Below are 13,279 nucleotides of genomic sequence, written 5' to 3' on the forward strand. Positions count from 1 at the left end.
GGTAGCGCCGTGCTGTCCATTGTCGACACCCACGTGCACTTCTGGAACCACAAGCATCCGGAGCTGCGCTGGGACTGGCTGGCGCCGGAGGCGGTACACCCCATCCTCGGCGACATCGACGGCATCAAGAGCGAGGCGTTCGACGCCCGCCACGTGTGGGCCGAGGCGCGGTTCGCCGGCGTCACCCACTTCGTGCACGTGCAGGCGGCGATCGGCTCACCCGACCCGGTCACCGAGACGGTGTGGCTGACCGAGATGGCGGCACAGTACGACGGCATCCCCGCCGCGATCGTCGGCCACGCCGACCTCGGGCTCGACGGCGCGCAGGCACAGCTCGAACGGCACCTGGAGTCACCGCTCTTCAAGGGCGTACGCGACTTCGCCGCCGAACCGGCCCTGGCCGCCGGCGAGCTGCCCGCCGCGTACGAGCGGTCGCTGCGCTTCCTGGCCGCCCACGACCTCGTGTTCGACCTCGACTGCGAGTACCCCAACATGGCCGCCGCCGGCGCGCTCGCCGCCCGCCACCCGGACCTGCGCGTCGTGCTGGAACACTTCGGCTACCCGCGGCGCCGCGACCCGGACTACTTCGCCGCGTGGCGCGCCGCGATCACCGAGCTCGCCAAACACCCCAACGTGACCTGCAAGATCTCCGGGCTGGCGATGACCGACCCGCTCTTCAGCCGCGAGTCGCTGCGGCCGTGGGCCGAGCACTGCGTGGACAGCTTCGGACCGCAACGGTGCGTGGTGGGTTCGAACTGGCCGGTGGACCGCCTCTTCAGCTCCTACGACTCCATCATGGACTGTTACCGGGAATACGTGTCCACGCTGTCGGAGGACGAGCAGCGGGCCGTGCTGTCCGGCAACGCGCTCGACCTCTACCGGCTGGCGCCGTGAAAGTCGCCGCCGTCGAACCGATCCCGGTCGCCTACCCGGAGCCCAACGACTTCGGCGCGACCCGGTACCTGTGCCTGGTCAAGGTGACCACCGACGAGGGGGCGGTCGGCTGGGGCGAGGCCATCACCCAGTTTCCGGACGCCAACCACGCGGTCGCCCGCCTCATCGAGGGGATGGCCGAGGCGGTCGTCGGCCGCGACCCGGTGCACACCGAGGCGATCTGGCGGGTCCTGAAGGACCGCGCCTGGTGGTACGGCTACGGCGGAGGCCTCGCCTCCTACGCCATCGCCGCCCTCGACATCGCGCTGTGGGACCTCAAGGGGCAGGCACTCGGGCGCAGCGTGCTCGACCTGCTCGGCGGCCCGGTGCACGAGCGGCTGCCGGCCATCGCCTCCGCGCACGCCCACCGCGAGTCGATCCCGGAGATGGCGGAGGAGGCGGCCGGCTGGCTCTCCACCGGCCTGCAGGGCGTGAAGGTCGGCTTCGGCAAGCGCGGCAACGCGCGACTGGGCTACGAGCACGACCGCGACGTCGAGTACGTGCGGGCCATGCGCGAGGCGATCGGCCCCGACCGCGCCCTGATGATCGACCTCGGCATCGCCATCAAGTGGGACGTGGCCACCGCGGTGCGCCGGGTCCGCGCCTTCGAGGACCACCGCATCGAGTGGATCGAGGAGCCGCTCGGCGCGTGGGATCCGGAAGGTTACGCGACGCTGCGGGCCAAGACCCAGACCTCCATCGCGTACGGCGAGAAGGAATGGACCCTCGACGGCTTCGAACGCGTGCTCGCGACCGGCACCTGCGACGTGCTCGGCGTCGACCCCGCGCGGGCCGAGGGCATCACCGGGTTCAAGAAGGTCGTCGACCGGGTGGAGTTCTACCGCCGGCAGGCCAACGCACACGCCTGGTCCTCGGCGATCGTAACGGCGGCGAGCCTCGCCATCTCGTTCAGCACGCCGGCCTGCAAGGTCTTCGAGCTCAAGCCGCTGCCCAACCCGATGCAGCACGACCTCGTCGCCGAGCCCTTCGCGCACGTCGACGGCTGGATGCTGCCGCCGGTGGCACGGCCCGGGCTGGGCATCACGGTCGACGAGAGCGTCGTGGACCGCTACCGGGCATGAGCACGCTCGCCGCCATCGCCGGGCACGCGGCCGCCGCCCCCGTCGACCGCGACCGTGCCCGCCTGCTGCTCGCCGACCACCTCGCGTGCGTGGCGGCGACGGACGCCCCGCCGCTCGCGCCGGCCGCCGCGCTGGCGGTGCGCGCACACGCCGGCGACCGCGACGACATCTTCTGGCCCGCCCGCATCCACCCCGGCTCGGTGGTGTGGCCCGCCATCCTCGCCGCTCCCGTCACGGCGGACGGACCTGTGGTGGAGGCCGCCGCCGCGGGCTACGAGGCCGCGGCCGTCACCGCGACCTGGCTCGGCGACGCCTACGCCGCCCGGTGGCACGCCACCGCCACCGCTGGAGCGGCGGGCGCCGCCGCGGCCGCCGCCGTCATGCTCGCCGGTGCGCGTGACCCGGACGCGATCGCCGCCGCCGTCGGCCTCGCCCTCACCACCGCCGGCGGGATCGGCCAGACCATGCGCGAACGCTCCCCGGCCGCCGCCTGGCACCGCGCCGCCGCCGCCCTGACCGGCCTGGAAGCGGCCCGCGCCGCCGCCTGGGGCATGCGCCCGCCCGCGGGTGTGCTGGACGGCCCGGCCGGCGTCGGCGCACTGCTCGGCGCGGCCGGCCCGCCACCGGCCGCGGCAGGTGCGCTGGGGCAGACCGCCATCCGCCCGTACCCGGTGAACGGCTTCGCCCAGAGCGCGGTGGCGGCGGTGCTCGCCCTCCGCGCGCGCGTCTCCACAGTGGACGCGCTTGAGGCGTCGGTGGCGCCTGCGGCGGCGTCGAGCGATACCACGTTGTGGTGGGATTTGGCGGCGACCGTCGCCCGTGCGTGGGTGTCCAGCGACCCGTTCCACCTCGTGGCCGAGCGCCCGCCACTTGACGTGCGGATACACGCCGACGAGGGCCGCCCGATCCAGTCGGTGCGCCTCTGGCCCGCAGGCCGTCCGGAGGAGGCGGTCGAGGTCACGCACGCCCCCGGCGGCCCGGACCAGGACACGGTGCCCCTGGCCGAACGCAAGTGGTCAGCGATGGGAGGCCTCGACGTGCTGACGCTGTGGACCCTCGCTGCGGCGGCGATCGAGGGCAGCGCTCCGCTTGAGTCCATTGTGGAGGCTGTGGGGAGGGGGCGGGGCGGCTAGCATCGGACACGTGTTCGACCTGGGTGTGGTGATCGGCGAGCTGGCGCGGGTGCCGGCCGGCGCCGACCTGGCCGCGGTCCTCGCCCGCATCGACCGCTCCGCGCTGAATGGTTACGAGCTGGTGGAGGTGGTCAAGGCCACCAGCCGGCAGGTCGCCCACTACCAGGCCGAGCTGCTCGCGTCCGTGCGGGAGACCGCCTACTGCCCGCCCGGCGACGAGGCCAGCCCGCCCGAGCGCACGGAGCGCCCCGCTGAGTATGCGTCGGACGAGATCCGGCTGGCGCTGGCCATCACCCGCCGGGCGGCCGACACCTTGCTGGGCCTCGCCTACGAGTTGACCGAGCGCCTTCCGGCGGTCGGCGAGGCACTGCGGTCCGGCCGGATCGACCTGCCCAAGGCGCGTGTCCTGGACGAGGAGACTGCGGCCCTGCCACCGCCGGTCGCCCAGGAGATCGTCGGCCACGTCCTGCCGGTCGCCGGTGGCCTGACCACGGGGCAGCTGCGGATCCGGCTCCGCAAGCTGGTCATCTCCGCCGATCCCGACGCGGCCGCCCGCCGGCAGCAGCAGGCGCTGGCGATGCGCCGCGTCGAGCACGGCCTCGACCCGACCGGCACCGCCACACTCGCCGGATACCACCTGCCGCCCGATCGCGCCGCCACCGCCGCCGCCCGCATCGACGCGCTGGCCCGCGCCGCCAAGCGCGCCGGGGACGCGCGGTCGATGGACGCGCTGCGCGCCGACCTCTTCCTGGACATCCTCAACGGCGAGCACCCCACCGCCGAAACCCCGCGCCGCGGCGGCGTGGAGCTCGTCGTCCCGCTGGCCACCCTGATGGGCCTGTCGGAGCAGCCGGGCGCCATCAAGGGCTGGGGGCCGGTGCTCGCCGAGGTCGCGCGGAAGGTCGCGGATGGTGAGCGCGACGGTGCGTGGCGGTTCAGCGTCACCGGCGGCGAGGCCGGTGCCGTGGTGGCCCACGGCAGGCTGCGGCGGCGGCCGCCGGCAGGTGAGGCCGCGTTCGTGAGGGCCAGGGACAGGACGTGCCGCACGCCGGGCTGCCGGACACCCGCGCACAGGTGCGACCTGGACCACACGCGAGCGTGGGAGGACGGCGGCCCGACCACGCCGGCCAACCTGGGTGTCCTGTGTAGACACTGCCACGGCTACAAGCACAGCGACGGGGTCTGCGTGACCCAGCCGACGCCGGGCACCTTCGTGTGGCGCACCCGGCTCGGCCACACCTACACCACCGGTCCACCGGCGCCCATTTGAGACCACTCCGCCTCGGCGCGGCGGTAGCGGCCGGCACCTGACTCGAAGGAGGCTCAGGGCCGGGGCGCCACCGCGACCGTGCCGCCGCCCGCCGCGCTGGCGTAGAGCGCCTCCAGCACCGCGACCGTGCGCGCGCCCAGCTCGCCCGGTGAGCAGTTCTCCGCCGCCCGCCCCAACGCCAGGTCCACGAGCGTGTGCGGCGGCCCGTCACACTCGTAGCGCCCGCTGCCCTCGGGGAAGGCCAGGTCGGCGTCACCGGTGCCCTCGCGGTAGGCGCGCAGGCGGTCGTTCTCCACGTCGAGCTGAAACTGCCCGTCCCGGCCGACCATGCGGACCTGCAGCTGGTCGCGGTAGCCCATCGCCTTCTGGTGGGCCGACGCGCCGCTGAGCGTGCCGATGCCCCCGCCGGCCAAGTGGAGCACCGCCGCGTCGTGCTGCTCCACCGTGCCGCCCAGCGGGCTCGCCACCACGGCCCCGACCGCCGTGACGTCGACCTCGTGCAGCCACAGCGCCAGGCCGAGCGCGTGCGTGAGCTGAGCCTGCCCGTACCCGCCGCCGGACAGCGCCGGATCCACCCAGGTGGCCATGTCGGGCGCGGAGAGGTCGGAGGCGCGGGCGTAGGCGCCGGAGCCGGACAGCAGCTCGCGCGTCCCGGAGGCCATGTGCACCATCAGCGACTCCACCGGACCGATGCCGCCGAGGCCGGCGAGGTGCTCCCGGGCGGCGCGCATCATGGGCCGGTAGTTGTACCCGTACGCGATGAGCAGGTGGCGCCCGGTGCGGGCGGCAATGTCGACGAGGTCCCAGGCCTGCGCGCTGGTGGCGGTGAAGGGCTTCTCCACCAGCACGTGCGCGCCAGCCTCGAGCGCCGCCTTGGCGTGCTCGTGGTGCAGCGCGGCCGGGCTGCCGACGAGCACGATGTCGGCGCCCTGCGCGAGCACCTCGCGGTAGTCCTCGCTGGCGTACGCGAAGCCCCAGTCGTCGCGGATCCGGGCCAGCATGTCGCCGCCCAGCCGGCAGACGCCGTGGAAGTCCACGTCGTCGCGGCGCTTGGCCAGCTCGGGCAGGTGGGACGAGACGGCCCAGGAGCCGGCGCCGATGACGGAGAGCCGCAGCTTGCTCATGGTTGACCTCCGGTGGGGATGGCGCCGGCGCGCACGAGGTCGGCGATGTGATCGTCGGTGTAGCCGAGAAGATCCACAAGGACCTCGCGGGTGTGTTCGCCCAGGGTCGGGCCGCGGTCGCGGCGCGGGGGAGTGCTGCCGAAGCGAACCGGCGAGGCGACCTGCCCGACCTCGCCGAGCGTCGGGTGCGGGGTGCGGAAGACAAGGTCGCGGGCGACCACCTGGGCGTCGGCGAGGGCGGCGGCCACGTCGTTGACCGGCGCGCAGGGCACGCCGTGGCGGGTCAGCAGGGCCAGCCACTCAGCCGTCGTACGCCGGGTGAACTCGCCGTCGAGGATGGCGATGATCTCGTCCCGGTGGCGCAGCCGGTCGTCGAACGTGGCGAAGCGCGCGTCCGCCGCCAGATCCGGGCGCTGCATGGCAGCCGTCATCCGGGTCCAGAACTTCTCCTTGCTGCCGCCGGCCACGATCCAGCCGTCGGCGGTGGGGAAGTTGCCGAACGGGACGATCGTCGGGTGCCCGGAGCGCGGGATGCGGGCCGGCGCGTGGCCGCGGGTGAGCGTCCAGGTGGCGAGGTAGTTGAGCATCGACACTGCGGTGTCCAGCAGCGCCACGTCGGCGTCGCCGCCCACGCCGTCGCGGCGGGCCGCGTGCACCCCGATCATCAGCGAGAGCGCGGCGGCCAGGCCGGTGGCGAAGTCGACGGCGGACATGCCGGTCTTGGTCGGCGGGCCGTCCGGCTCGCCGGTGACGCTCATCCAGCCGGCCAGTCCCTGCACCATGTAGTCGAACCCGGGCTCGGCGGCGCGCGGCCCGGTCGTGCCGTACCCGGACAGGGAGCAGCAGACCACCCGCGGGTTGACGCCCTTGAGGTCGGCGTAGCGCAGGCCGAGCTTGGCCGGCACGTCGCCGCGCAGGTTGTAGAAGACCGCGTCGCTGCGCGCGACAAGGTCCTCCAGCACGCCGCGGCCGAGCGGGTGGGCGATGTCGAGTCCGACGCTGCGCTTGTTGCGGTTGAGCGACTCGAAGAAGAGGCTGTCCGTCCCCTCGCGGTACGGCGGGACGTAGCGGCCCACGTCCCCCACCGGCGGCTGCTCGATCTTGATGACGTCCGCGCCGAGGTCGGCCAGGTGCATGGAGCCGTAGGGACCGGCGCCGTACTGCTCGACGGCCACGATCCTGACGTCCGACAAGGGAAGAGACACGTTGACCTCTGAATGACGTTACCGGTAGCGTTTCCAGGAACGATACCGAACACGCTGCCCCAGGAGAAGTGCATGCCGACGATCGAGGCGATCGAGACGATCCCGCTGCGGGTTCCGTTACGCCACCACTACAAGGGCAGCTACTACTCGATGCGCAACCGCTGCACGATCATCACGCGCATCCGCACCTCGGACGGCGTCGTCGGCGAGGCCTACAACGCCGACACCGACGAGGAGCAGCACGAGGTGCTCGGCGTCATCCACAACGAGATCGCCCAGCGGGTGGTCGGGCTCGACGTGCTGCAGGTCGAGAAGGTGTGGCAGGCGATGCTCCCGGTCACCCTCGACCAGCTGCGCGACCGCGCGATCCCCATGCAGGCGATCGCCTGCGTCGACAGCGCGGTCTGGGATGCGGTCGGCAAGTACGCGGGCCAGCCGCTGTGGCGCCTGTGGGGCGGCTTCCGCGACCGCATCCCCATGATCGGGATCGGCGGCTACTACGGTTCCAGCGCCGCCGACCTGGAAAAGGAGCTGGAGTTCTTCAAGGCCGAGCACGGCATGGTCGGCATGAAGTTCAAGATCGGCGCGAAGCCACCGGCGGAGGATGCCGATCGCCTCCGCCAGGCCCGCAAGATCGTCGGGGACGACTTCCTGTTCGTCGTCGACGCCAACCAGGGGTACACGGTGAGTGAGGCCCTGGAGTTCCTCCGCCTGCTCGGCGACGACGTGCGGCTGCGCTGGTTCGAGGAGCCCACCCGGTGGCACGCCGACTGGCGCGGCCTGCGCGACGTGCGCTCCCGCGGCAACGTCAACGTGGCCGCCGGCCAGAGCGAGATCTCCCGGGTGGGCATGCGGGAGATCTTCGTCAACGGCGCGGTCGACGTCTGCAACTACGACGCCTCCTGGGGCGGCGGCCCCACCGAGTGGCGGCGTGTGGCCGCGCTCGCCCTGGCCTTCGACGTGGAGCTCGGCCACCACGAGGAGGGCCAGGTCGCCTCGCACCTGCTCGCCTCGGTGCCCAACGGCACGTTCGTGGAGGCGTTCTCGCCCACCCGCGACCCGATCTTCTGGACGTTGCTGGCCAACCGGCCGGCACTGGTCAACGGCGAGCTGCCCCTGCCACAGGCCCCCGGTTTCGGGTGGGAGCTCGACGAGGACTTCATCCGCCGGCACCGGGCCGACGGATGACCTGGTTTACTGCCCGTGACGAGCGGGACCCACTGGAGCGGGAGGACGTCGATGGCAAGGTCCGACTCGGACGGCAGCGGAGCGACGATCCGCGACGTGGCCGTCCAGGCGGGTGTGGCGCTGTCGAGCGTCTCCCGGGTGCTCACCGGGCACCCGGACGTGTCGCCGGCCATGCGCGCCAAGGTGGAGGCGGCGGTCGCCGAGCTCGGCTACGAGCCCGACCTGCTGGCCCAGTCGCTGCGCAGCGGCTCGACCAAGACGATCGGGTTCGTGCTGCGCGACATCTCCAACCCGCTGTTCGCCAACATCGCCCGCGCCGCCGAGCAGGAGCTGCGCCGCTCCGGCTTCTCGATGCTGATCACCAGCTCGGACGGGCACCTCGACGTCGAGGCCCGCAACCTGGCGCTGCTGCGCCGCCGGCGGGTCGACGGGGTGATCGTCTCGCTGGTCTCGGAGGAGGCGGAGAGCACCCGCGCCGCGCTCACCGCGATCAACGGGCCGGTGGTGCTGCTCGACCGCGAGGTCGCCGGCCTGGGCGCCGCGGCGGTGCTCTGCGACCACTACTCCGGCGTGTACCGCGCCACCGGCGAGCTGCTGGCCCGCGGCCACCAGCGGATCGGCCTGGTCAGTGGCGCGCTCACCGTGCGCTCCTCGCGGGAGCGGCTGCGCGGCTACGAAGCGGCCTTCGCGGCCGCCGGCGTGCCGGTCGACCGGAGCCTGCTGGCTCTGGGCAGCTTCGACGCCGACTTCGCCAAGGCCGAGGTCATCCGGCTCTTCTCCCGCCGCGACGAGCCCACCGCGCTGATCACCGGCGGCATCGCCTCGGCGGCCGGCGCGCTGCAGGGCCTGCGGCAGCTGCGGCGGGCGATCGGCACCGACGTGGCGCTGGTGACGCTCGACGAGTGGCCGATGTTCGACGTGCTCGCGCCCGACCTCGCCTCCGTCTCCCGCGACTCCGGGGAGATGGGCACCGCCGCCGCCCGGCTGATGCTCGACATGCTCAAGGGCGCCGAGCCGCGCACCGTCGTCATCGACACCCATTTCACACCGCGCGACAGCGTCGGACCGGTCCGCCGGGCCACACCCGCGCCGCGCAAGGTGGCGCGCAAAGCCGCGTCGAAGTGACGCCCCGCGGGGGCCGGAGGTGGCAGCCGTGACGAACACGCTCGACGGCACGTCCGTCGTGGTCACCGGGGCGACCGGCGGCATCGGCGCCGCGGTCGCGCGGCTGGTCGCCGCCGACGGCGCCGCGGTGCTCGCGGTCGACCTCGACCCGGGCCGGCTCGACTCCCTGGTGGCCGACCTCCCCGGCGCCGGCCACCGCGCGATCCCCGCTGACCTGCGCGACCTGCGGTCGCACCAAGAAATCCTCGACGGGGTACGAGCCATCGGGCGCCCGCTCGCCGGGCTGGCCCACCTGGCGGCGGTCCTGCGTCGCCGGCACCGCCTCGAGGACATCACCGAGGAAGACTGGGACCTGCAGATCGACACCAACCTCAAGGCCACCTTCTTCCTCAACCGCGCGGTCGGCCTCCACCTGGCCGGCCAGGGGCGGGGCGGCTCGATCGTCAACCTCTCCTCGCAGGGCTGGTGGACCGGCGGGCTCGGCGGCTCGGTGGTCTACAACGCGGCCAAGGGCGCCGTCGTCTCCATGACCCGCGGCCTGGCCCGCACGCTCGCCGCCGACGGCGTACGGGTCAACACCGTGGCGCCTGGCTTCATCGACACGGCCATGATGCGCGGCGGCCTCTCCGACGAGCAGCTGGCCGCCTCGGTGGCGCAGGTGCCGCTGGGGCGGCTGGGCACGCCGGAGGAGGTCGCCGACGCGGTGGTCTACCTGCTGCGCCCCGGCGCCGCGTACGTCACCGGGGCGACGCTCAACGTCTCCGGTGGCCAGCTCATGTACTGAACCACGTCCTGGAAACGACTCCATACTGCCGACGGGCGCCGCCATCGATCGATGACGGTCGTCCGGCGGATCATGCTGGGAGGGCGTTTCCGCAGGAAATAACGATTCTGGAAACGTTGCCAGAAGCGTTGACAAACGATTCCAGCCAGCGTTAGCGTCCGCTAACAAGCTCGAAACATCTCCCTGGCAGGTGACAGTGGGCACGCAGATATCCCCGACCCCCGGGACCACTCCCAGTCTTTTCTCCCGCCGCACCCTCCTGCGCGCCTCGGTGCTCGGCGCCGGCGCGCTGACCACCGCCCCGCTGCTGGCGGCGTGCGGCTCCGACGACGGCGGCACCGCCGCCCCCGCTCCGCGCCCTCGCTGGTCAAGCCCAGCGGCACGGTGACGCTCACGCTCTGGTCCTGGGCGTGGCCCGAGGAGCCGGCCGCCGGCAAGCTCAAGGCCGCGTTCGAGGCCGCCGTCCCCGAGGTCAAGCTCGAGATCAAAAAGTTCCCGTTCCCCGACTACGAGACCGCGCTGCGCACCGCCGTGCCCAACGGCACCTCCGGCGACGTGCTGCACCTGCAGACCGGCTCGATGATCCGGCAGTACGCGCAGTTCCTCTCCCCGGTCGAAGACCTGGCCAAGCAGGCCTACGGCGAGGACTGGGAGACCCAGTTCCTGGAGGGCTCGGTCAAGGAGATCCGGGACAGCGTGCCGCAGGGCCAGCCACTGGTCGCGATGCCCCAGCAGTACTCCATCGGTGGCGTCCTCTGGGTCAACCGGGCCGTCCTTGCCAAGGCCGGCGGCCAGGTGCCCACCTCGCACGAGGAGTTCGTGCGGATCTCCCGCGACCTGCGCGGCCAGGGCCTGGTCGGCGCCACCTGGGGTGCCAAGGACAACTGGCCCAACACCGACTTCCTCGTCCAGTTCGCCAGCCAGTTCAAGCCGGGCATCGTCGCCGCGGCCGAGGCCGGCGAGGCGAGCTTCACCGACGACGCGATCGTGGCCGGCCTCGACTACCTCAAGCGCACGCTCGCCGACGAGCTGTGGAACAAGGCGCCCTTCGCGACACCGGCCTTCCCCGACGCGTACGACCTGTTCTTCAACGGCAAGGCCGGCGCCGCCTCGATCGGCACCTGGGGAGTCGGCGCGCTCTTCGCCGGACCCAACCGGCTCAGGGACTGGGCGGCCTGCCTGTGGCCGAAGCTGCCGGACGCGCCCGACGACAACTGGCTCGGCTCCAGCGTCTCCGGGCTCCCGCAGGCCTCCAGCACCTCGGCCGTGCGGCCGTGGCGCACCGTCAACGTCGCCTCCGCCATGCGCGGCGACCTCTCGCCGGACAAGCAGTGGGCGGCGTGGAAGTTCATCGAGTGGTCCTGCGGCGAGGACGGCCAGAAGGCCGGCTCGGCGACCTACACGCCGGCCCGCAAGGGCATCCGCCCCGACGGCCTCAACGCCGAGTGGGAAAAAATCTACGACTGGCACAACGAGCTCGGCAAGGGCGCCGAGCGCCGCGAGTTCGACTACATCGAGACCCGCAAGGCGATCGAGACCGCCATCGCGGCCGTGTGTGTCAACAACGCCGACCCCAAGGCCGAGCTCCAACGGGTGGACGCCGCCGCGGCGCGCGCGCGGAAGTGATGTCGAACGTGGGGTTGGACACCAGGGCGCAGGAGCGGCAGCCGGAGGTCGGGACGAAGACCGCCGGCGCCGCCCCCGCGCCCCGGCGCCGCCGCCGACCCTCACCCGGCTGGCTGTACGTCGCCCCCGCGCTCGCGGTCTTCGCCATCTTCGTGGCCTACCCGATCGTCGCGACGATCCGCTCCAGCTTCTACGACTACGACGGCATCTCCCCGATCCGCGAGTGGGTGGGGCTGGACAACTACCGCGAGATGCTCGGCGGGCTCGACCCGTACTTCTGGAAGGCGGTCACCAACACTCTGCTGTGGACAGTGGTGACCGTGCCCGTGCAGCTGGCCATCGGGCTCGGCCTCGCCCTGCTGCTCGACGGCGCGCTGCGCGGCCGGGTCGTGTACCGCACGGTGTTCTTCATGCCGGCCGTCCTCTCCTCGGCGGTCATCGCGTTCGCCTGGGGCTGGATCTTCAACCCCGACGAGGGAGTCGCCACCCGCGTCATCCGCGCGACCGGCGGCACCGGCCAGGCGTGGCTCGCCGAGCCGGCGACCGCGATCTGGGCCGCCTTCGGCGTGAGCGCCTGGCGGTACTCCGGACTGTTCATGCTCTTCTACCTCGCGGCGATGCAGATGATCCCGCGCGACCTGTACGAGTCGGCGCGGATCGACGGCGCCTCGTGGTGGCAGCGCGCCCGCCGCATCACCGTGCCGCAGGTACGGCCGATGACCATGCTGCTGACCCTGTTCGGCGTGATCGGCGCGTTCCGGGAGTTCGAAGTGGTCTACATCCTGACCCGCGGCGGCCCCGCGCACGCCACCGACCTGCTCTCCATCCAGATCTTCGACCAGGCCTTCGACCTGTCCCGACCGGGCTACGCGGCCGCCATCGCCACCGCGCTGCTGGCGCTGACCGCGATCTGCGCGATCGTGCTGCTGCGCCTGATCAGCTGGGCCAACCGGAGCGTCGAATGAGCCCCACGACGACGAGCCGCGCCGCCCGCGACCGGCTGGCCTGGTCCCACCTCGCGCTGCTGCCGCTGGCAGTGCTGTGGCTGCTGCCGATCGCGCTGCTGCTCAACGGCGCGCTGCGCACCAGCACCGCCGACATCTTCAGCGTCACGCCGAGCGGGCTGACCCTGGAAAACCTCATCGCGGTATGGCGGGAGACCGACCTGCTGCGCATGTTCGTCAACAGCACGGTCGTCACGATCGCGTCGGTCGTGGCCGTCGTCGTGCTCGGCTCGCTGGCCGGCTTCGGGCTGGCCTTCTACCGCTTCCGCGGCTCCGGGATCGTGCTGCTGATCCTGCTGTCCGGCATCATGCTCGCACCCGCCGCGATCATCGTCCCGCTGTACGAGCTGATCCTCGACCTCGGCCTGCTCAACACCTACCCCGCCCTCGTCGGCCCGTACACCGCGCTGGGGCTGGCCGCGTCCGTGCTGCTGTACCGCAACGCCTTCCTGGCCCTGCCCAACGAGCTGCGCGAAGCGGCCAGCCTCGACGGCGCCGGGAGCTTCCGCATCTACCTGCGCATGTACCTGCCGCTCGCCCGCACCGCCACCGTCACGATCGCGATCCTGCAAGGGCTCGCGGCGTGGAACGACTACATCCTCGCGTTGCTGTTCATGACCGACGGCAAGCACGAGACGGTACAGCTCGCCTTCATCGCCTTCCAGGGACAGTACTTCTCGTCGCTGCCCAAGCAGTTCGCGGTCATGGCGATCGTCATGCTCCCCGTGCTGATCATCTTCCTCGTCGCGCAACGCGCCTTCGTCAGCGGCCTCTCGGCCGGCGCCGTCAAGTAGGCCACGAAAGC

12 protein-coding genes are annotated in these 13,279 nt (G+C 72.5%); 10 read left to right on the plus strand and 2 right to left on the minus strand.

The features are described 5' to 3' along the window. Positions 1-9: 9 nt before the first annotated feature. From Phou_RS31420 to Phou_RS31435, 4 genes are read left to right on the plus strand one after another with little or no spacing between them, the layout of a single operon-like run. Positions 10-894, plus strand: coding sequence for an amidohydrolase family protein (locus Phou_RS31420; RefSeq protein ID WP_173062704.1), 885 nt, complete (start codon positions 10-12; stop codon positions 892-894). Continuing rightward, positions 891-2,015: a mandelate racemase/muconate lactonizing enzyme family protein gene (locus Phou_RS31425; protein ID WP_173062706.1), complete on the plus strand. Its 1,125-nt coding sequence runs from the start codon at positions 891-893 to the stop codon at positions 2,013-2,015. The genes Phou_RS31420 and Phou_RS31425 overlap by 4 nt, the downstream gene beginning before the upstream one ends. Then, a complete protein-coding gene (locus Phou_RS31430) occupies positions 2,012-3,148 on the plus strand; it encodes an MmgE/PrpD family protein (RefSeq protein ID WP_173062708.1) in 1,137 nt (378 codons plus the stop codon). Before Phou_RS31425 ends, Phou_RS31430 begins: the two co-directional genes overlap by 4 nt. Before the next feature lie 10 nt (positions 3,149-3,158). Beyond that, positions 3,159-4,418 (plus strand): HNH endonuclease signature motif containing protein, encoded by a 1,260-nt coding sequence (locus Phou_RS31435; RefSeq protein WP_173062710.1) that lies wholly within the window; start codon positions 3,159-3,161, stop codon positions 4,416-4,418. Between the two features lie 53 nt (positions 4,419-4,471). Here the strand turns inward: Phou_RS31435 and Phou_RS31440 are convergent, their stop codons facing one another. Both Phou_RS31440 and Phou_RS31445 read right to left on the minus strand, forming a co-directional pair. Then, positions 4,472-5,542, minus strand: coding sequence for a Gfo/Idh/MocA family protein (locus Phou_RS31440; RefSeq protein ID WP_173062713.1), 1,071 nt, complete (start codon positions 5,540-5,542; stop codon positions 4,472-4,474). Then, the gene (locus Phou_RS31445) at positions 5,539-6,735 is read right to left on the minus strand and encodes a CaiB/BaiF CoA transferase family protein (protein ID WP_246273986.1); all 1,197 of its coding nucleotides are present in this window, start codon (positions 6,733-6,735) and stop codon (positions 5,539-5,541) included. Before Phou_RS31445 ends, Phou_RS31440 begins: the two co-directional genes overlap by 4 nt. Positions 6,736-6,819: 84 nt before the next feature. Between Phou_RS31445 and Phou_RS31450 the strand changes: the two genes are divergently transcribed. From Phou_RS31450 to Phou_RS31475, 6 genes are all read left to right on the plus strand, one after another. Beyond that, the gene (locus Phou_RS31450) at positions 6,820-7,935 is read left to right on the plus strand and encodes a mandelate racemase/muconate lactonizing enzyme family protein (protein WP_173062720.1); all 1,116 of its coding nucleotides are present in this window, start codon (positions 6,820-6,822) and stop codon (positions 7,933-7,935) included. A gap of 51 nt (positions 7,936-7,986) precedes the next feature. Further along, entirely contained in the window at positions 7,987-9,060 is a 1,074-nt protein-coding gene (locus Phou_RS31455; RefSeq protein ID WP_173062723.1) for a LacI family DNA-binding transcriptional regulator, read from the plus strand. 28 nt (positions 9,061-9,088) lie between these two features. Beyond that, complete coding sequence (locus tag Phou_RS31460; protein WP_173062726.1) at positions 9,089-9,844, plus strand: SDR family NAD(P)-dependent oxidoreductase; 756 nt, start codon at positions 9,089-9,091, stop codon at positions 9,842-9,844. A gap of 315 nt (positions 9,845-10,159) precedes the next feature. Continuing rightward, positions 10,160-11,470: an ABC transporter substrate-binding protein gene (locus Phou_RS31465; protein ID WP_173062729.1), complete on the plus strand. Its 1,311-nt coding sequence runs from the start codon at positions 10,160-10,162 to the stop codon at positions 11,468-11,470. An 8-nt stretch (positions 11,471-11,478) separates the two neighbouring features. Beyond that, complete coding sequence (locus Phou_RS31470) at positions 11,479-12,435, plus strand: carbohydrate ABC transporter permease (protein ID WP_173062732.1); 957 nt, start codon at positions 11,479-11,481, stop codon at positions 12,433-12,435. After that, on the plus strand, positions 12,432-13,268 hold the full coding sequence (locus Phou_RS31475) for a carbohydrate ABC transporter permease (protein ID WP_173062735.1): 837 nt from the start codon (positions 12,432-12,434) through the stop codon (positions 13,266-13,268). The genes Phou_RS31470 and Phou_RS31475 overlap by 4 nt, the downstream gene beginning before the upstream one ends. Positions 13,269-13,279: the final 11 nt, after the last annotated feature.

The organism is Phytohabitans houttuyneae (assembly GCF_011764425.1).
GTDB lineage: Bacteria > Actinomycetota > Actinomycetes > Mycobacteriales > Micromonosporaceae > Phytohabitans > Phytohabitans houttuyneae.